This is a genomic window from Vibrio sp. NC2 (assembly GCF_025195005.1).
Taxonomy (GTDB): Bacteria; Pseudomonadota; Gammaproteobacteria; order Enterobacterales; family Vibrionaceae; genus Vibrio; species Vibrio splendidus.
In genome coordinates, this window is sequence record NZ_JANVFC010000024.1 from 33921 (window position 1) to 54495 (window position 20575).

16 protein-coding genes are annotated in these 20575 nt (G+C 45.1%); 15 read left to right on the forward strand and 1 reads right to left on the reverse strand.

Going from position 1 to position 20575, the window contains the following annotated elements:
- Window positions 1-84: 84 nt before the first annotated feature.
- The 12 genes from relA (at window position 85) to rpoS (ending at window position 12986) form a co-directional block, all read left to right on the forward strand.
- Window positions 85-2310: a GTP diphosphokinase gene (gene relA / locus NX845_RS20740; RefSeq protein WP_004735390.1), complete on the forward strand. Its 2226-nt coding sequence runs from the start codon at window positions 85-87 to the stop codon at window positions 2308-2310.
- A 246-nt stretch (window positions 2311-2556) separates the two neighbouring features.
- Window positions 2557-3372, forward strand: a complete 816-nt coding sequence (gene mazG / locus NX845_RS20745) for a nucleoside triphosphate pyrophosphohydrolase (RefSeq protein ID WP_260257105.1) — start codon at window positions 2557-2559, stop codon at window positions 3370-3372.
- A gap of 132 nt (window positions 3373-3504) precedes the next feature.
- Entirely contained in the window at window positions 3505-5145 is a 1641-nt protein-coding gene (locus NX845_RS20750) for a CTP synthase (RefSeq protein WP_102454352.1), read from the forward strand.
- Between the two features lie 81 nt (window positions 5146-5226).
- On the forward strand, window positions 5227-6525 hold the full coding sequence (gene eno, locus NX845_RS20755; RefSeq protein WP_029405988.1) for a phosphopyruvate hydratase: 1299 nt from the start codon (window positions 5227-5229) through the stop codon (window positions 6523-6525).
- 434 nt (window positions 6526-6959) lie between these two features.
- Window positions 6960-7241 carry a cell division protein FtsB gene (ftsB, locus tag NX845_RS20760; RefSeq protein ID WP_004735394.1) on the forward strand — a complete coding sequence of 94 codons (282 nt, stop codon included), beginning with the start codon at window positions 6960-6962 and terminating at the stop codon, window positions 7239-7241.
- Window positions 7241-7942: a 2-C-methyl-D-erythritol 4-phosphate cytidylyltransferase gene (ispD, locus tag NX845_RS20765; protein WP_076647454.1), complete on the forward strand. Its 702-nt coding sequence runs from the start codon at window positions 7241-7243 to the stop codon at window positions 7940-7942. Before ftsB ends, ispD begins: the two co-directional genes overlap by 1 nt.
- 2 nt (window positions 7943-7944) lie before the next feature.
- The gene (ispF, locus tag NX845_RS20770; protein ID WP_029406469.1) at window positions 7945-8424 is read left to right on the forward strand and encodes a 2-C-methyl-D-erythritol 2,4-cyclodiphosphate synthase; all 480 of its coding nucleotides are present in this window, start codon (window positions 7945-7947) and stop codon (window positions 8422-8424) included.
- 22 nt (window positions 8425-8446) lie between these two features.
- On the forward strand, window positions 8447-9493 hold the full coding sequence (gene truD, locus NX845_RS20775) for a tRNA pseudouridine(13) synthase TruD (RefSeq protein ID WP_029405000.1): 1047 nt from the start codon (window positions 8447-8449) through the stop codon (window positions 9491-9493).
- Window positions 9494-9569: 76 nt separating this feature from the next.
- Window positions 9570-10313, forward strand: a complete 744-nt coding sequence (surE, locus tag NX845_RS20780; RefSeq protein WP_004735400.1) for a 5'/3'-nucleotidase SurE — start codon at window positions 9570-9572, stop codon at window positions 10311-10313.
- Window positions 10314-10940, forward strand: coding sequence for a protein-L-isoaspartate(D-aspartate) O-methyltransferase (locus NX845_RS20785; protein ID WP_004735402.1), 627 nt, complete (start codon window positions 10314-10316; stop codon window positions 10938-10940).
- A 34-nt stretch (window positions 10941-10974) separates the two neighbouring features.
- Window positions 10975-11907, forward strand: coding sequence for a murein hydrolase activator NlpD (gene nlpD, locus NX845_RS20790; RefSeq protein ID WP_102500934.1), 933 nt, complete (start codon window positions 10975-10977; stop codon window positions 11905-11907).
- 98 nt (window positions 11908-12005) lie between these two features.
- Window positions 12006-12986, forward strand: a complete 981-nt coding sequence (rpoS, locus tag NX845_RS20795; protein ID WP_004735404.1) for an RNA polymerase sigma factor RpoS — start codon at window positions 12006-12008, stop codon at window positions 12984-12986.
- A gap of 144 nt (window positions 12987-13130) precedes the next feature.
- Here the strand turns inward: rpoS and mutS are convergent, their stop codons facing one another.
- Window positions 13131-15692, reverse strand: a complete 2562-nt coding sequence (mutS, locus tag NX845_RS20800; protein ID WP_017077808.1) for a DNA mismatch repair protein MutS — start codon at window positions 15690-15692, stop codon at window positions 13131-13133.
- A gap of 123 nt (window positions 15693-15815) precedes the next feature.
- Between mutS and pncC the strand changes: the two genes are divergently transcribed.
- The 3 genes from pncC (at window position 15816) to alaS (ending at window position 20396) form a co-directional block, all read left to right on the forward strand.
- Entirely contained in the window at window positions 15816-16310 is a 495-nt protein-coding gene (pncC, locus tag NX845_RS20805) for a nicotinamide-nucleotide amidase (protein WP_029222254.1), read from the forward strand.
- A 139-nt stretch (window positions 16311-16449) separates the two neighbouring features.
- On the forward strand, window positions 16450-17490 hold the full coding sequence (gene recA / locus NX845_RS20810) for a recombinase RecA (protein ID WP_004735435.1): 1041 nt from the start codon (window positions 16450-16452) through the stop codon (window positions 17488-17490).
- A gap of 323 nt (window positions 17491-17813) precedes the next feature.
- Window positions 17814-20396, forward strand: coding sequence for an alanine--tRNA ligase (gene alaS, locus NX845_RS20815; RefSeq protein ID WP_260257106.1), 2583 nt, complete (start codon window positions 17814-17816; stop codon window positions 20394-20396).
- Window positions 20397-20575: the final 179 nt, after the last annotated feature.

Consider the following 20575-nt stretch of genomic DNA (forward strand, 5'->3'; position numbering starts at 1 on the left):
GCTGATATCAATATGAGTCGAACTAACTTGGAATCAGTTAGTCATATTGAATTGGGTATAAAACATAATAACTAGGAAGGCATGATGGTTGCGGTACGAAGCGCACATTTAAACCCAAGCGAACAGTTTGAGCTAGATAATTGGATTGCGTCATTGAATCAAGACGCAAAAACCTCGAATAAACTGACCAAAGTTTATCGTCACTGTGAAGAGCTATTAAAAGATCATGAGCAAGGCGAACTCTTGCTTTGGCGTGGGCGCGAGATGATTGAAATCTTGGTCACCTTGTCTATGGATCGCGCAACTTTAGTGGCAGCGCAGCTCTTCCCTGTCGTATCAAGCGGTGTTTTTGAGCGTGAAGCGTTTGAAGAAAGTTACGGAAAGGAAACCGTAAAACTGATTGATGGCGTGGAAGAAATGGCGGCTTTGGGTCAGCTAAACGTCACCCTTGAAGGCAGTGCTGCCTCGGGTCAAGTCGATAATGTTCGACGAATGCTGCTTGCGATGGTGGATGACTTCCGTTGCGTCGTCATCAAACTAGCAGAGCGAATTTGTAACCTAATCGAAGTGAAAAAGGCCCCTGATGCTGTGCGCCGCGCGGCAGCAAAAGAGTGTGCCAACATTTATGCTCCTCTAGCAAACCGTTTAGGTATTGGTCAGCTAAAGTGGGAAATTGAAGACTACGCTTTTCGCTACCAACAACCAGATATCTATAAGCAGATTGCTAAACAGTTGTCTGAGCGCCGTATCGTGCGCGAACAATACATCACTGACTTTGTTGACGATTTAACGTCAGAAATGAACCGCTCAAGCATCAATGCTGAAGTTAGCGGTCGACCAAAACACATCTACAGCATCTGGCGCAAAATGCAGAAAAAAGGCTTAGAGTTTGATGAGCTTTTTGACGTGCGTGCGGTACGTATTATCGCAGACCAACTGCAAGACTGTTATGCCGGTTTAGGCGTGGTTCACACCAAATATAAACACCTCCCAAGTGAATTTGATGACTATGTGGCGAACCCTAAACCCAATGGTTATCAATCGATTCATACCGTAGTTCTTGGCCCTGAAGGCAAGACCATTGAAATTCAGATCCGTACCAAGCAGATGCATGAAGACTCTGAATTAGGCGTTGCAGCGCACTGGAAATACAAAGAAGGTGCTTCAAGCGGCGTACGCAGTGGCTACGATGAGAAAATCACCTGGCTTCGTAAGCTTATCGACTGGCAAGAAGAGATGTCGGATTCTGGTGAAATGCTGGATGAAGTGCGTAGCCAAGTCTTTGATGACCGTGTTTATGCCTTTACACCTCGTGGTGATGTAGTCGATCTACCAATGGGTGCAACACCGTTGGATTTTGCTTACCACATCCACTCGATGGTTGGACACCGTTGTATCGGTGCCAAAGTAGCAGGTCGAATCGTCCCGTTTACTCATAAGCTGGCGATGGGCGATCAAGTTGAGATCATTACTCAAAAAGAACCGAACCCATCACGTGATTGGTTAAACCCGACCACAGGCTTTGTTCACTCGAGTCGAGCTCGTGCAAAAATTAACGCATGGTTCCGTGCTCAGAGTCGTGAGAAAAACCTTGAAGCCGGACGAGATATTCTAGAAGTCGAGCTAGGCAGAGTCGGAGCGACGCTGAAAGATGCCGAGCAATACGCGCTGAAACGATTCAACGTCAATACTCCAGATGAACTGTATGCGGGTATTGGTAGCGGCGATATGCGTATCAACCAAGTCGTTAATCATATCAATGCTTTGGTCAACAAGCCGACAGCGGAAGAAGAAGATAAAAAAGCGCTCGAAAAGTTGCTTGAGTCTGACAATAAGCCCGCTCATCAGAGTCGTCCGAAAAAGGATGCCGTCGTCGTTGAAGGTGTCGATAACCTAATGACCCACTTGGCTCGTTGTTGCCAGCCAATCCCAGGTGATGTGATCAAAGGTTACATAACTCAAGGTCGCGGTATTTCAGTGCACCGTAGCGATTGCGAACAGTTAAGTGAACTTAACCTACATGCCCCCGAGCGTATCATCGATACTGTGTGGGGCGATGGTTTCGTAGGCTCGTATATCTTAACGCTGCGTGTAGAGGCGCTAGAACGTACCGGCTTGTTGAAAGACATCACATCCCTGTTCTTGAACGAAAAAGTCAGTGTAACGACAATGAAGAGCCGTATTGACTATAAACGTCAGCTGTCGGTGATGGATTTTGATTTGGAAGTGACCAATATTGAGATTCTGAGTCGAGTGACCAGCCGAGTAGAACAGATCAAAGATGTCATGAGTGTAAAACGCCTCGGCTAACTTTCACGTTGCATTAGTCACTTTTACTGCGTTAACTGCGCTTTCTTGTTCCATCACATAGGCGAGCTATGCTCAGGAATCGCGAAAGCTTGTTGCCTTGTTAAAGTAACAACTGCTTAGTAAAAGATGCGTAATTTAGAGAATTAGACAGTATCAACAAAGGTGAGTGGTTTTGGCTACTCACCTTTTTTAGTTCTAGTGAAGTTTTAAATTTAAAAATCAAAGACAGTGAATAGGAAGAAAACGATGAATCACCCGATTGAACAACTTGAACAGATCATGACTAAGCTGCGCGATCCTGAAGGTGGCTGTCCTTGGGATTTGAAACAAAATTTTGAAACAATTGTGCCGCATACTATCGAAGAGACGTATGAGGTGGTGGACGCGATTCACAACAAAGACTGGCCGAATCTACAAGAAGAGTTGGGCGACCTGTTGTTTCAGGTGATTTTCTACAGTCAGTTAGCAAAAGAGCAGGGCTTGTTTGAGTTCTCTGATGTGGTCGACGGTATCAACGAGAAGCTAACGCGCCGCCATCCGCATGTGTTCTCTGATACTGAGTTTGCCAGTGATGAAGAAATTAATGCCAACTGGGAAGCTGAAAAAGCCAAAGAAAAAGCACAGGCAGGCAAAACTCAAGAAAGTATTCTAGACTCAATACCAAACTCTCTACCTGCACTTTCGCGTGCTACAAAGATTCAAAGGCAAGTCGCGAAATTTGGCTTTGATTGGGACGCTATCGGCCCGGTCGCTGATAAGGTTTTAGAGGAAGTTGATGAGGTGCTAGAAGAAGCACTTCAAGTAACGCCAAACGAAGATTTAGTTGAAGAAGAACTGGGTGACTTGTTGTTTGCTACCGTTAATTTAGTGCGACATTTGGGTAAAAATCCAGAAACGGCTCTCAATAAAGCCAATCTGAAATTTTCACGCCGCTTTAAAGGTGTGGAACAAAAAGTTCGTCAGCAAGATAAAATTTTGACCGACTTTTCTCTACAACAGCTTGATTCCATGTGGGATGAAGTCAAAGTGGCGGAGAAAAGATCATCAAAGCTTTTATCATGAATTGATTTGAAGCAAAAAATAAAAAATTGCAGTGTGATAGATTTCACGTTGTGGCGATAAGGGGCTTCTGGTATATTTTCATCCCGTCCAGAAGTAATCCATTTCCCTCATTCAACCAATTTCAGGTTAAACATGACGACAAATTACATTTTTGTTACTGGCGGGGTTGTATCCTCTCTAGGTAAAGGTATTGCAGCAGCATCTCTTGCGGCTATTTTAGAAGCTCGTGGTCTTAAAGTGACTATGATGAAGCTTGACCCTTACATCAACGTTGATCCAGGCACTATGAGCCCGACTCAGCACGGTGAAGTGTTCGTTACGGAAGATGGCGCTGAAACTGACCTTGACCTTGGTCACTATGAGCGATTCATTCGCACCAAGATGACTAAGCGTAACAACTTCACAGCAGGTCGTGTTTATGCTGACGTTCTACGTAATGAACGTCGTGGTGACTACCTAGGTGCAACAATCCAGGTTATCCCTCACATTACTAACTCTATCAAAGAACGCGTAATCTCTGGTGCTAAAGGCCACGATATCGCGCTTGTTGAAGTTGGTGGTACTGTAGGTGATATCGAATCTCTACCATTCATGGAAGCGATTCGTCAGCTAGCAGTAGAATTAGGCCGTGAACGCGCAATGTTCATGCACTTAACTCTCGTTCCTTATTTAGGTGCAGCGGGTGAGCTTAAAACTAAGCCAACGCAACACTCTGTAAAAGAGCTACTGTCTATCGGTATCCAACCTGACATTCTAGTTTGTCGTTCAGATCGTGTTATCCCAGCAAACGAACGTAAGAAAATTGCTCTTTTCTGTAATGTACAAGAAAAAGCAGTTATCTCTATGAAAGACGTAGATTCAATCTACAAGATCCCACAGTTAATCCGTGCACAGGGTACTGATGATCTTGTATGTAAGCGTTTCGGTATCGATGCTCCAGAAGCTGATCTGTCTGAATGGGAACAAGTAATTTACGAAGAAGCTAACCCAACGGGTGAAGTGACGATTGGTATGGTTGGTAAGTACATTGAACTGCCTGACGCATACAAATCAGTAAATGAAGCGCTGAAACACGCAGGCTTGAAAAATCGCCTAAGTGTCACAATTAAATATGTAGATTCACAAGATGTTGAGTCTAAAGGCACTGAAGTTCTACAAGGCCTAGATGCAATCCTAGTTCCTGGTGGTTTTGGCGATCGTGGTGTTGAAGGTAAGATCCTTGCTGCACAATACGCTCGTGAAAACAAAGTACCTTACTTAGGTATCTGTCTAGGTATGCAAGTTGCTCTTATTGAGTACGCTCGTAACGTTGCGAAGATGGAAGGTGCACACTCTTCTGAATTCTGCAAAGAAACTAAATACCCTGTTGTTGGCCTAATCACTGAGTGGATTGACGGCGAAGGTAAAGTTGAAGAGCGTACTGAAAAATCTGACCTAGGCGGCACAATGCGTCTTGGTTCACAGCTTTGTCACCTAGCGAAAGGGACGAAAGCTTACGAATTATACGGTAGCGCGACGATCCATGAACGTCACCGTCACCGTTACGAAGTGAACAACAATCTTCGTCCACAAATTGAAAAAGCGGGCCTAAAAGTATCGGGTCTATCTGCGGACAAGAAACTGGTTGAAGTTATTGAGAACCCGAACCACCCATGGTTCGTTGCTGCTCAGTTCCACCCAGAGTTCACTTCAACACCTCGCGATGGTCACCCATTGTTTGCAGGTTTCGTTAAAGCGGCTGGCGAATTCCAGCGCGGCGAATTAGAAAAGTAAAAAGGAATCCAGGTAGCTGCGTAAGTTGTGCTGCTACCTTTAAATTTGACATTTATATATTCAACGAGAAGGAAACATTCAATGTCTAAGATCGTTAAAGTTCTAGGTCGTGAAATCATCGATTCACGTGGTAACCCAACTGTAGAAGCTGAAGTACACCTAGAAGGCGGTTTCGTAGGTATGGCTGCTGCTCCATCTGGCGCATCTACTGGTTCTCGCGAAGCTCTTGAGCTACGTGACGGCGACAAATCACGTTTCCTAGGTAAAGGTGTTCTTAAAGCAATTGAAGCTGTAAACGGCCCAATCGCTGACGCTCTAGTTGGTAAAGACGCTAAAGCACAAGCTGACGTTGACCAAGTTATGATTGACCTAGACGGAACAGAGAACAAATCTCAGTTCGGTGCTAACGCTATCCTTGCTGTTTCTCTAGCGAACGCTAAAGCTGCTGCTGCTGCGAAAGGCATGCCTCTATACGAGCACATTGCTGAGCTAAACGGTACTGCTGGTCAGTTCTCTATGCCTCTACCAATGATGAACATCATCAACGGTGGCGAGCACGCTGATAACAACGTTGACATCCAAGAGTTCATGATCCAACCAGTTGGCGCTAAAACTCTTAAAGAAGGTCTGCGTATCGGCGCTGAAGTATTCCACAACCTAGCTAAAGTTCTTAAGTCTAAAGGCTACAGCACTGCAGTTGGTGATGAAGGTGGTTTCGCTCCTAACCTTAAATCTAACGCTGAAGCTCTAGAAGTTATCGCAGAAGCTGTTGCAGCTGCTGGTTACGAACTAGGTAAAGACGTTACTCTTGCTATGGACTGTGCAGCATCTGAGTTCTTCGACAAAGAAGCTGGCATCTACAACATGAAGGGCGAAGGTAAAACTTTCACTTCTGAAGAGTTCAACCACTACCTAGCTGAACTAGCGAACAACTTCCCAATCGTTTCTATTGAAGACGGTCTTGACGAGTCAGATTGGGATGGTTTCAAGCACCAAACTGAACTTCTAGGCGACAAGCTTCAAATCGTTGGTGACGATCTGTTCGTTACAAACACTAAGATTCTTGCTGAAGGTATCGAGAAAGGCGTAGCTAACTCTATCCTTATCAAGTTCAACCAAATCGGTTCTCTAACAGAGACTCTAGCTGCTATCAAGATGGCTAAAGACGCTGGCTACACTGCAGTAATCTCTCACCGTTCTGGCGAAACTGAAGATGCAACTATCGCTGATCTAGCGGTAGGTACAGCTGCAGGTCAAATCAAAACTGGTTCTATGAGCCGTTCTGACCGTGTTGCTAAGTACAACCAACTTATCCGTATCGAAGAAGCTCTAGGTTCTAAAGCTCCTTTCAACGGTCTTAAAGAAGTTAAAGGTCAATAATCTCTCTGGTTTTTAAACCAAAGGAATTGTTAATCTAAGCTTTTTAAATGCCTCGCTAATGCGGGGCATTTTTTTGTCTGTAGAAAACTGAGGTAAAGAAGCTCTAGGTTCTAAAGCTCACCTTTTTACAACAGAAGCGGTCTTAAAGAAGTTAAAGGTCTGGTCTCTTTTCAATATTTGAAGCCTAGCGGATTATTAACTTAAAGCTTTTGAAAAATGTTCTACTTCGGTAGGGCATTTTTTTGCCTCAAACTCGTCATTCCCTAGATTGACGGAGAAAGGAGTAGGGAACTTCATTGTTACCACTCACTATTCTGTCCAATAATTCCCCGACTTATTGATTCCCTGACACCACATATCTCGCACCAATAAGCGCATTATGGTATATATGTGCCTTATTCTAGTTCCTTCTTTTTCAACCGGCGAAAGGTGTTATGCGAATTTTTGCTTTAGTACTGCTCATAGTGTTTGGCTGGCTACAACACACACTGTGGCTCGGTAAAAATGGTATTTCTGATTACTACGGTGTGAACAACGAAATCCAAGTTCAGCAGCAAGTAAATGAAAAGCTTCATCTTCGCAATGCTGAGATGTTTGCGGAAATCGACGATCTACGCCAAGGCTTAGACGCGATAGAAGAGCGCGCACGTCATGAGCTGGGAATGGTGAAAGAAGGCGAAACGTTTTATCGTATTATTGGTGAGGAATCTCATTAATGTCGAACCAACTTCAAAGCGTTATTGCAGTGGTCCCCGCAGCGGGCGTCGGCAGCCGAATGAAGGCAGACCGTCCCAAGCAATATCTTCAAATTCACGGTAAAACGATTTTAGAGCACACGGTTGAGAAACTGTTGTCTCACCCTCAAGTGTCTAAAATTGTGGTAGCGGTCAGCGACGATGATCCTTACTACCCTGAATTACCGCTTAACCTTAATCCCCAGGTGATCAGAGTATCCGGCGGAACGGAACGAGCCGACTCGGTGCTTTCTGCTCTGGACTATATTGCCCAACAGCAACTCAATGATTGGGTGATGGTGCATGATGCCGCTAGGCCTTGTATCCAATTGAGCGATATCGACAAACTGATCTCTGGGGCTATGACCCATGATGTGGGCGCGATTTTAGCTGCGCCGGTCCGCGATACAATGAAGCGTGGTGCTCAAGGACAAATTGAACACACGGTCGATCGCGTCGATCTCTGGCATGCGCTTACCCCTCAGATGTTCCGATCTAAGCCTTTACGGAAAGTCTTGAGTGAAGCCTTGCAACAAGGTGTTTTAATTACCGATGAAGCGTCTGCGTTTGAGTGGAAAGGTTTATCACCAGCACTGATTGCTGGGCGTTCAGATAATTTTAAGATTACTCAGCCTGAAGATTTGGCTTTGGCTGAGTTCTATTTAAGTCAGAATAAGGAATAATGATGATTCGTATTGGCCATGGCTTTGATGTACACAAATTTGGTGGTGAAGGCCCGGTAATTATTGGTGGCGTGAGCGTCCCTTATGAACAGGGTCTTATCGCACACTCAGACGGTGATGTTGCCCTGCACGCATTATGCGATGCTTTACTGGGTTCAATTGCAGCCGGTGATATTGGTCGTCATTTTCCTGATACGGATGATGAGTGGAAAGGCGCAGATAGCCGCGAATTACTGAAAGATGTTTACCGTCGAGTAAAAGAGCAAGGTTATGTGATTGGTAATGCAGATATTACTATCATGGCGCAAGCTCCAAAGATGGCTCCTCATATAGACTCTATGTGCCAAGCCATTGCTCAAGATTTAGAAACAAGTATTGGCAATGTGAATGTAAAAGCCACGACTACCGAGCGTTTAGGTTTTACAGGTCGCAAAGAGGGCATCGCATGTGAAGCGGTGGTCCTAATTACTAAAAGTGCGTAAGCACCAACACGAAAAGAACAGCATGTCAGATATTTTATCTTCATTGGCTTACCTAAACGGTAAACCAACTGCGAAAGCAAAACTAAAAGCAAAAGCCGAACACTTTGTCGTTAATGAAGACTTGGGTTTTGAGTTTACTGGTGAAGGCGAGCACTTAATGGTGCGTATTCGTAAAACTGGTGAGAACACGAGCTTCGTAGCAAACGAACTGGCTAAAGCGTGTGGTGTTAAGTCGAAAGACGTGAGCTGGGCTGGTTTGAAAGACCGTCATGCTGTAACAGAACAGTGGTTGAGCGTGCATCTGCCAAAAGGTGAGCCTGACTTTTCTGCTTTTCTCGCACAATACCCAAGCATTGAGATCTTGGCGACAGCACGTCACAACAAAAAGTTACGTCCAGGCGATTTAGTTGGCAACCAATTCGAGCTAACTTTGTCTGAAGTAACGGATTGTGATGATGTGGTAAAGCGTTTAGAAAAAGTCGCTCAAGTGGGCGTGCCAAATTACTTCGGTGCTCAGCGCTTTGGTAATGAAGGTAACAACTTATCTGAAGCTCGTCGTTGGGGTCGTGAAAACGTTCGTACGCGTAATCAGAATAAGCGCAGCTTGTATCTTTCTGCGGCTCGTTCTTGGATTTACAACTTAATTCTTTCTGACCGTATTGAGCAAGATGCGTTTGCGTCGGCATTGGTTGGCGATATTGTCGTGAAAGACGGCGCTCAATTAGCGGTAACAGCGGATAACATCGAAGCGGTAAACCAAGACATCGCGAACGGCTCTGCGTTTATTACTGTTGCTTTAGCAGGAGATAATGCGTTACCGACGACGGATGCCTCTCAAGCTTTAGAGCAGAAACACCTTGATGCTGAACCGGATCTAATGGCTCTTATTTGTGGCAACCGTATGCGCCATGATCGCCGCGAAGCTTCGCTGAAGCCGATGGGTTTAGCGTGGGAAGTGAACGAAGACAATGTCACTCTTAAGTTCTCTCTCGATGCAGGTTGTTTCGCAACCGCTATTGTTCGTGAATTGGTTGAAGAAGTTCACGTAGAGAGAAGCTACGAGCAATAACGATTCTGCTTGGAGCGAAGTCACTTGATATCGGAAATTAAGTGACTTGGCATTGGAACAAAAGAAAGGATACAAGATGAAGATTTTACTCAGCAACGATGATGGTGTGCACGCTCAAGGTATTCATGAGCTGGCCAATGAATTACGTGATCTTGCTGAAATTATCATTGTTGCACCTGACCGTAATCGCTCGGGCGCTTCAAATTCATTAACTTTAGAACAGCCTTTACGTGTTCAAGAAATTACCGAAAATACATATTCGGTACAAGGAACACCGACCGACTGCGTACATTTTGCGTTAAATGAACTGCTAAAGAATGATATGCCTGATCTGGTATTAACGGGTATTAATCATGGTGCTAACTTGGGTGACGATGTGCTTTATTCAGGCACAGTGGCAGCCGCAATGGAAGGGCACTTTTTAGGCGTTCAATCGGTGGCGTTTTCTCTGGTGGGTAAAAAACATTTTAAGACAGCGGCGGCCATTGCTCGTCGTATCGTCGAACAACATTTAGCAAACCCAATCCCAACCAATCGCCTGTTAAACGTCAATATCCCTGATTTAGCGTTAGAGCAGTTGTCTGGTACTCAGGTAACACGCTTAGGTGCTCGTCATCATGCTGAAGATATGATTAAGCAAAAAGACCCACGAGGTCATGATATCTATTGGCTTGGTCCTCCGGGAAAAGAGCAAGATGCCGGTGAAGGCACGGATTTTTACGCTATCGAGCATGGCTTTGTATCGGTAACACCATTACAAGTTGACCTGACTGCCCACGAGTCGTTGGGTGCGATGACAACATGGTTAGAGGAGAAGTAAGTGAGTAATCCGCATGCAGAGCGCTTAATTACTTTTCTGATTGAAAATGGCATTCAGGATCAAAAGGTTCTTGATGCTATTTATCAACTGCCGAGAGAGAGCTTTTTATCACAGGCGATGTATCATCAAGCTTATGATAATAATGCGCTTCCAATCGGACAGGGCCAGACGATTTCTCAGCCTTACATTGTTGCTAAGATGACAGAGTTGCTAGAATTACAGCAAGATAGCCGTGTTTTAGAAATCGGAACCGGCTCAGGTTATCAAACGGCGGTCTTGGCTCAACTGGTTGATCATGTGTATTCGGTTGAAAGAATTAAATCATTGCAATGGGATGCCAAGCGTCGTCTTAAACAGCTTGATTTCTACAATATTTCAACCAAGCATGGTGATGGCTGGCAAGGATGGTCTTCGAAAGCCCCTTTTGATGCGATTATCGTAACTGCTGCTGCAGAGTCGATTCCTCAAGCGCTTTTGCAACAGCTGAAAGATGGTGGTCGCTTATTGATTCCTGTCGGTGATGACGAACAGCAATTGTTGAAGATTGTTCGCCATGGTGACGAGTTTTTATCGAGTGTTATCGAGATGGTGAGATTTGTACCTCTCGTCCCTGGTGAGCTAGCTTAATAAAAGACTAATGGTGTAGGTGGATAGAGAGTCGATGCGTTCGAAGTTGTTAAAAGGAAGTACTTTATTGCTTAGTTGTGCACTTGTTGGGTGTGCGGCGAATTCACCTGCGCCTGTTTCAAGCCTAAACAAGAATTACTCATCGATTGATCGTGGTAGTTATCGCGGCAGTTACTATGAAGTAAAAAAAGGCGACACCCTTTACTTCATTGCTTATGTCACCAATAAAGACGTTAAAGACCTCATCGGTTATAACAAACTCGCTGCTCCTTACACTATCCACCCGGGGCAGAAGCTTAAGTTGTGGCGCCCGAGTTACAATGCGCCAGCGTATGGTAAATCAACAGTAGCGGTTGCAGCCGTTGCTGCGCCTGTCGCGGCATCCACTACATCATCGGCATCCACTACGTCATCGACAGCAAGTAAACCGAAAACTACGCCGCAGAAGAGTAAAAACTCTAAACCTGCTCCAGCTCAAACTACCACCAAAGTGGTGAAAAAAGATCCACCAAAGAAGGTTGAACAATCCAAATCAAAGGAGTATGTTGGTTCTAAAGGTAAACAGAATGTTACACCGTCCACCAAACCAACAAGTGATAAAGTATCCAAATGGTTATGGCCAACTAAAGGGAGAGTAATCAAGAATTTCTCTGTAGGCGAACAAGGAAATAAAGGCATCGACATAGCAGGACAGCGAGGTCAGCCAATAGTATCTACTGCAGGGGGAACGGTTGTTTATTCGGGTAATGCACTACGAGGCTACGGCAATCTAGTGATTGTGAAGCACAATGATAATTACTTAAGTGCATACGCGCATAACGACCGACTATTAGTATCTGAAGGGCAAAGTGTGAAACCAGGGCAGAAGATTGCAACTATGGGAAGCTCTGGAGCCAGCAGTGTTAGGCTGCACTTTGAGATTCGTTACCAAGGTAAATCGGTTAATCCAAAACGATATTTACCTTAAATACAATATGCAAAAATTACGTATTGTATGGAGTGACATAGTCATTTAGCGACATATCAAGTTGTGATGTCATGCTAATTTCGCCAGGGGGAGGCGTTATGAGTATAAGCAATGCAGTAACCAAAGAAGAGTTCGATCTTAACCAAGCAACCACGGAACCGGAAGCTCTTGGAAAAGCAAAACGAACAGTCAAAAAGAAAACCGAAGCGAAAGAAGAAGTTGAAGTTACGTCTAAAAGTTTAGATGCTACTCAGCTTTATTTAGGCGAAATCGGTTTCTCACCACTACTAACCGCTGAAGAAGAAGTGCTTTATGCACGTCGAGCTCTACGCGGTGATGAAGCAGCACGTAAACGCATGATCGAAAGTAACCTGCGTTTAGTGGTAAAAATTTCACGTCGTTATAGTAACCGTGGTCTTGCACTTCTTGATCTTATTGAAGAAGGCAACCTAGGTTTGATTCGCGCCGTAGAGAAATTTGACCCAGAACGTGGTTTCCGCTTCTCAACTTACGCGACATGGTGGATTCGTCAAACCATTGAACGTGCGTTAATGAATCAGACTCGCACTATCCGTTTGCCAATCCATGTTGTGAAAGAGCTGAACATCTATCTGCGTACCGCAAGAGAGCTATCACAAAAACTTGATCATGAACCAACGGCGGAAGAAATTGCTTCTAAGCTAGATAAGCCTGTTGGTGATGTGAGTAAGATGCTTCGTCTAAACGAAAGAGTGAGCTCTGTTGATACGCCAATTGGTGGTGACGGTGAGAAAGCACTGTTGGATATTATTCCAGACATCAACAATTCAGATCCTGAGGTTTCAACTCAAGATAGCGATATCAAGAACTCGTTGATTTTCTGGCTTGATGAACTGAATCCTAAGCAGAAAGAGGTGCTTGCACGTCGCTTTGGACTACTGGGTTACGAACCGTCAACACTAGAAGAAGTAGGCCGTGAAATCAGCCTGACTCGCGAACGTGTTCGTCAAATTCAAGTTGAAGGCCTTCGCCGTCTACGTGAGATTCTTATCAAGCAAGGTCTGAATATGGAAAATCTATTCAATGTAGAAAACGACTAAATGAACTGATGATGTTTCTTTGAATAGAAGACAAATAAAAACGCTGACTTTAAGTCAGCGTTTTTTTGTTTGTGGTTTTTGTATTTTATGCTGTTGACTTAAGCGACAGTACAAAACGACAATAGCAAGCTACTTGGAAAGGGACTAAAGCAACTTCTTCAAACGGTAGAGCTCTTCTAATGCTTGGCGAGGTGTCAGATCATCTGGATCAACATTCGCAAGTGCTTGTTCTACTTCACTCGGTTCAGGTATCAGGCTCAGTTGGTTAGCGATATCAACGCCGCTTGGCTTTGATGTCGGAGAGTCGATACTCAATGCCTCTAACTGAGTCAGCTTCGCGCGTGCATTTTTGATTACCGCTTTAGGTACACCAGCCAATCCAGCTACCGCTAGACCGTAAGATTTACTTGCGGCACCTTCTTGAACTGCGTGCATAAAGGCAATGCTGTCGCCGTGTTCTACCGCGTCTAGGTGCACGTTAGCCAGTGTTGGAAGTTGGTTAGGCAGCTCAGTTAGTTCAAAGTAGTGCGTTGCAAATAGTGTCATCGCATTGATTTGATTAGCTAGCCACTCCGCACTTGCCCAAGCTAGAGACAGACCATCGTAAGTACTGGTACCACGACCGATTTCGTCCATTAGCACAAGGCTGTTTGGTGTTGCGTTGTGCAGAATGTTTGCGGTTTCTGTCATCTCAACCATGAAGGTTGAACGACCCGAAGCTAAATCATCGGATGCGCCAATACGCGTAAAGATACGGTCGATAGAACCAATCGTCGCGCTTTCTGCTGGAACATAACAACCGATATGAGCCATCAGCGCAATGAGTGCGGTCTGACGCATGTAGGTCGACTTACCACCCATGTTTGGGCCTGTAATGATCAGCATCTTACGTTGATCGTTGAGGTCGATAGGGTTAGCAATAAAGGGTTCGTCCATCACTTGTTCAACTACGGGGTGACGACCCGCCTGAATTTGTACACCAGCAGACTCTGTCATGGTTGGACGACAGTAATCAAGGGTGTCTGCACGTTCAGCTAAGTTTTGTAGAACATCAAGCTGAGATACTGAAGATGCAATGTTTTGCAGTCGCTCTAGATAAGGCAATAACAAATCAAACAACTCTTCCCACAACTTCTTCTCGATAGCTAGGGCTTTCGATTTAGAGCTGAGAACTTTGTCTTCGTGCTCTTTCAGCTCAGGAATAATGTAACGTTCTGCATTTTTCAGCGTTTGGCGGCGAACATAGTGTGGTGGCACAAGATGGCTTTGTCCGCGGCTTACCTGAATGAAGAAACCGTGGACGTTGTTGTAGCCAACTTTAAGTGTGTCGATACCGTGACGTTCACGTTCTTCTTGTTCAAGCTTATCCAGAAACTCGGTTGCACCTGCAGCAAGGTCGCGCCATTCATCTAGCTCGGCGTTGTAGCCTTCTGCTATCACACCACCATCGCGGATAACCACGGGTGGGTTCTCTTTGATCGCACGCTCAAGCAGTTCAGATACTTCATCCACAGGCGAAGCATACTGAGCAAGCTGAGTTAGATATGGGTGTTTAAGTTGCGTTAGCGTTTCAGCAAGCTCTGGTAGGTATTCCATCGCTTGGCGAAGTCGTGCCATATCACGTGGACGTGCAGAGCGAAGGGCAAGACGAGCAAGAATACGTTCGATATCACCGATCTGTTTCAGCGTTGGTTGTAACTCTGTAAATAGAGCAAGATCTTTCATTTCACCAATCGCATCTAAGCGTTGGTCAAGAGCTGAAATATTACGCATGGGTTGATGTAACCAACGCTTAAGCATGCGGCTACCCATCGCGGTTGCGGTATGATCGAGTACTTCGGATAGGGTGTTATCGGTGCCGCCACTAAGATTTTGGGTGATCTCCAAATTACGGCGAGTAGCCGCATCAAGGATCACGGAATGATCTTGCTTATCCATTGTGAGTGAACGGATATGCGGAAGAGCGGTACGTTGCGTGTCTTTAACGTATTGGATCAGACAACCCGCAGCGCATAAACCTAGTTTTGCGCTTTCAACACCAAAGCCAACTAAGTCACGAGTACCAAATTGTTGATTCAGTTGCTGCTTCGCTGTATCTAATTCAAATTCCCATACCGGGCGACGGCGATTGCCATTACGACTTGCCATCAAATTTACAGGTTCGAAATCTTCAGGGAACAGCAGTTCACGTGGTGACGTTCTTTGTAGCTCTGCCGCCATTGCTTCTTCGGTTTCCGGCTCACATAGTTGGAATCGACCAGAAGTAATATCAAGCGTCGCGTAGCCAAATTTACCATTGTGGTGGTAAATGGAGGCTATAAGGTTATCAACACGCTCAGAAAGCAATGCTTCATCCGTTACAGTTCCCGGTGTCACAATTCTTACGACAGCGCGATCAACCGGGCCCTTTGAAGTTGCTGGATTACCAATCTGCTCACAAATCGCTACGGACTCGCCCAACTGCACTAACTTCGCAAGGTAACCTTCAACGGCGTGGTATGGAACGCCCGCCATAGGAATAGGCTCACCGTTTGAAGAGCCACGCTTGGTTAGCGAAATATCGAGGAGTTGAGAGGCTTTTTTAGCATCATCGTAGAAAAGCTCGTAGAAATCTCCCATGCGATAGAACAGCAAAATTTCTGGATTTTCTGCTTTTAGTTTTAGGTACTGCTGCATCATAGGAGTATGTTTTTGATCGGCTTTCACAGTTAACTTCTTTCGTTTATTTCTATTGCGGCTTAGGATACGTGAAAGCGTTTCGTGCGAAAAGCGACACATGCGAAAAGATGCAAATCCAAATGATATACATCTAGATAAGGGAAGCCAAAGATGCAGACGACTCAAGCTCTTAGTGAAAAACTCGGACACTTACTTGCGAAACATAAACATGTATTAGTGACGGCTGAATCTTGCACTGGCGGTGGCGTTGCAAGCGCGGTAACGGATATTGCTGGTAGCTCGGCTTGGTTTGACCGTGCTTTCGTGACCTATAGTAATGAAGCGAAACAAGAGATGATCGGTGTTCAGCTTGAAACCTTAGTTGAGTTTGGTGCTGTGAGTGAGCCGGTGGTTATAGAAATGGCTCACGGGGCACTGCAACATTCAAACGGCACTATTTCTGTGTCTATCAGCGGTATTGCTGGCCCGGGCGGCGGCACGGAAGAGAAACCGGTAGGGACTGTGTGTTTTGCTTGGAAAGCAGTAAATGGGTGGAACAAAGTAGGAACGCATGTATTTACAGGCGATAGATCACAAGTACGCCAACAAGCTACGCACCATGCCTTACAAGTTATTTATGATTACCTATCAATGGAAGACAAGTAACATTTGTACAAATTATTTTCATACAGGTATAGACACTGTATGAATCAACAGTATAATAAAAGCCAATTAGTCACCCCTTTGTGGGTTAGAAATAGATTCTAAGTCGCTTGTTGAAACAACCGATTATGTGGAGATAGAAATGGACGAGAATAAACAAAAAGCGTTAGCTGCAGCCCTTGGTCAGATTGAAAAGCAATTTGGTAAAGGTTCTATCATGCGTCTTGGTGATAACCGCACAATGGACGTAGAAACTATTTCTACAGGTTCTCTATCTCTAGATATCGCACTAGGTGCTGGTGGCTTACCGATGGGACGTATCGTTGAAGTTTACGGTCCAGAATCATCAGGTAAAACAACGCTAACGCTTGAGCTTATTGCTGCAGCGCAGAGAGTGGGTAAAACGTGTGCATTCGTGGATGCGGAACACGCACTTGACCCTATCTACGCTCAAAAGTTGGGTGTTGATATCGATGCTTTGCTTGTATCTCAACCTGATACCGGTGAACAAGCTCTAGAAATCTGTGATGCACTGGCTCGTTCAGGTGCTATCGATGTTCTTGTTATTGACTCGGTTGCTGCACTAACACCTAAAGCTGAGATCGAAGGCGAAATGGGCGATAGCCACATGGGTCTTCAAGCGCGTATGCTTTCTCAAGCAATGCGTAAGCTGACAGGTAACCTTAAACAGTCTAACTGTATGGCTATCTTCATTAACCAAATTCGTATGAAAATTGGTGTAATGTTCGGTAACCCAGAAACAACAACAGGTGGTAATGCACTTAAGTTCTACGCATCTGTTCGTCTTGATATTCGCCGTACTGGTGCAATCAAAGATGGTGATGAAGTTGTTGGTAACGAGACTCGTATCAAGGTTGTTAAGAACAAGATTGCTGCACCATTCAAACAAGCTGAAACTCAAATCCTTTACGGCAAAGGCTTCAACCGCGAAGGTGAGCTTATCGATTTAGGTGTTAAGAATAAGCTAGTAGAGAAAGCGGGCGCTTGGTACAGCTACAAAGGCGACAAGATCGGCCAAGGTAAATCAAACTCTTGTAAGCACCTACGTGAAAACCCAGAGATCGCTCTGGAACTTGACACTAAGCTTCGCGAATTGCTACTGACTCCTGCTGTTCTTGAAGAAAAAGGCGCAGAGAAAGAAGAAGAAAACGAAGAGCTATAAGCTAACGGTTTATAGAGCGGGTGTTTGAAAGGAACATCCGCTTTGAAAGAATAGGAAGCCTCGCATATTTTATGCGGGGCTTTTTTTGTCAAAGTATCTGTCCCCATCCTTGCAGCGCCTTGCTAGATCTATTTGGTTGTTTGAGGTAGCTTGCCAATTTTTTGTTTGTTCCCTATCTGAGCTAGTGGAATATTCTTCATTTTATCGATTTCCAACTAAAATCCTGCCCAAGGGTGTCTTTTCTACAAGAAAACTAGTCGAAGCCTTAACCATGATCTACAATACGGCAAAATTCTAACTCGACTATTTTCAGGAAGAGCTGCATGTACATGAGCACTGATGAGGTTCGCAACGCGTTCCTTAAGTTCTTTGAGAGCAAAGAACACCAAATCGTAGACAGTTCATCGTTAGTTCCACATAACGATCCAACCCTGCTGTTCACTAACGCAGGTATGAACCAATTCAAAGATTGCTTCCTAGGCGCCGAAAAGCGTGCCTACTCTCGAGCAACTACGGCTCAGCGTTGTGTACGTGCGGGTGGTAAACACAATGACCTTGAAAACGTAGGTTTCACGGCTCGTCACCACACATTCTTCGAAATGCTAGGCAATTTCAGCTTTGGCGATTACTTCAAAGAAGAAGCGATTGGGTTTGCTTGGGAATTCCTGACTGAAACACTAGGTCTGCCAAAAGATCGCCTGTTAGTAACGGTTTACGAGACAGATGACGAAGCATTCGAAATCTGGAACAAGAAAGTAGGTATTCCTGCTGACAAGATTGTTCGTATCGGCGATAAAGAAGGCGGCAAGAAGTTTGAATCTGATAACTTCTGGACGATGGGTGACACAGGTCCTTGTGGTCCATGTACTGAAATCTTCTACGATCACGGTGAGCACATTTGGGGCGGCCGTCCTGGTACACCTGAAGAAGATGGCGACCGTTTCATCGAGATCTGGAACAACGTATTCATGCAGTTCAACCGTCACGCTGACGGCACTATGGAACCGCTGCCTAAGCCAGCTGTAGATACTGGTATGGGTATTGAGCGTATCTCTGCAATCATGCAGGGCGTTCACTCTAACTACGAAATTGATGTATTCCAAAAGCTAATCAAGGCGACAGCAGAAGTAGTAGGTCACGACGACCTATCTAACCAATCGCTGCGCGTTATTGCTGACCACATCCGTTCTTGTTCATTCCTGATCGCTGATGGCGTAATGCCTTCAAACGAAGGTCGTGGCTACGTTCTACGTCGTATTATTCGTCGTGCAGTTCGTCACGGTAACAAGATTGGTGCACAAGGCGTGTTCTTCCACAAACTTGTGGGCGTACTGGCTGAAGTGATGGGTTCTGCAGCTGAAGAGCTTAAGAAACAACAAGAGCTTGTTGAAAAAGTACTTCGCATCGAAGAAGAGAACTTTGGTCGCACGCTAGAGCGCGGCATGGTTATCCTGAACGACGCATTAGACGCACTTGAAGGCAAAGAACTTGACGGTGAAACAGTCTTCAAACTTTACGATACATACGGCTTCCCAGCTGACCTTACTAACGATGTAGCTCGTGAACGCGACTTTACTATCGATGAAGAAGGCTTTGAGAAGGCGATGGAAGCACAGCGTAAGCGTGCACGTGAAGCAGGCCAATTCGGTACTGATTACAACGCGACGATCAAAGTAGACACGAACACTGAGTTCTGCGGTTACACAGCGACTGAAGGCGCTGGTGAAATCTCTGCGCTATTTGTTGACGGCGAAGAAGTATCTTCACTATCGGCTGGCGACAAAGCAATCATCATCCTTGAAGAGACACCATTCTACGCTGAGTCAGGCGGTCAATGTGGTGACGCTGGTACGCTAAAAACAGCATCTGGTCTATTCAAAGTACAAGACACTCAGAAGCTAGGTAACGCATTTGCGCACCACGGTGAGCTAGTTGAAGGTGTATTTGCTCAAGGCGATAAAGTAGAAGCTATTGTTGACGCTGAGCGTCGAGCTGCTATCTCACTAAACCACTCTGCAACTCACTTACTTCACTCTGCACTGCGCGAAGTTCTAGGTGAGCACGTTGCACAAAAAGGTTCTTTAGTTAAGCCAGACAACCTACGTTTTGACTTTTCTAACCTTGAAGCGGTAACACCGGCACAGATTAAAGAAGTAGAGCGTTTGGTTAACGTACAAGTTCGTAAGAACCACGTGATTGAAACCAACATCATGGACATCGAGTCAGCGAAAGAAAAAGGTGCAATGGCACTGTTTGGCGAGAAGTACGATGATGAAGTTCGCGTTCTATCTATGGGCGATTTCTCGACTGAACTTTGTGGTGGTATCCACGCAAGCAACACGGGTGATATCGGCCTATTCAAGATCACTTCTGAAGGTGGTATTGCTGCGGGTATTCGTCGTATTGAAGCGGTTACGGGTGAAGCTGCTCTAGATGCAGTAGAAGCTCAGGCTAACGCTTACGAAGAGAAATTGGCTGAATCAGCTAAGAAAGCGAAATCGCTAGAGAAAGAAATCCAACTGCTTAAAGAAAAGATGGCTGCTGCAGAAAGCGCAAATATCATGGGCAAAGTAGAAGACATCTTTGGTACTAAAGTTTTGGTTGCTGCAATTGAAGGCGCAGACAACAAGAACCTACGTACTATGGTTGATAACGCTAAAAACCAAGTAGGTAGCGGCATCATCCTGATTGCGAATATCGCAGACGGTAAAGTTGGCTTGATTGCTGGCGTAACCAAAGACCTTATCGGCAAAGTAAAAGCGGGTGACCTCGTTAAGATGGTTGCTGAGCAAGTTGGCGGTAAAGGCGGCGGTCGTCCAGATATGGCTCAAGCGGGCGGTACAGACGTTGAAGCGCTGCCTGAAGCGCTTAAATCTGTACGTACTTGGCTAGAAGAGCGTCTTTAAGCTTAAGTAATTGATATAAAGATGCCCAATCAGTTGATTGGGCATCTTTTATTTTGCCTATTGGAAGCGTGTTTAAACAAGGTTTGATTGAGATTAACCAAGAAGTCTAATGGTGGCGTTAGACTCCTTGGTTAATTTTTTATTGCTTCGCCCTGACGCGGAGTATGTGTTTTTTTGTC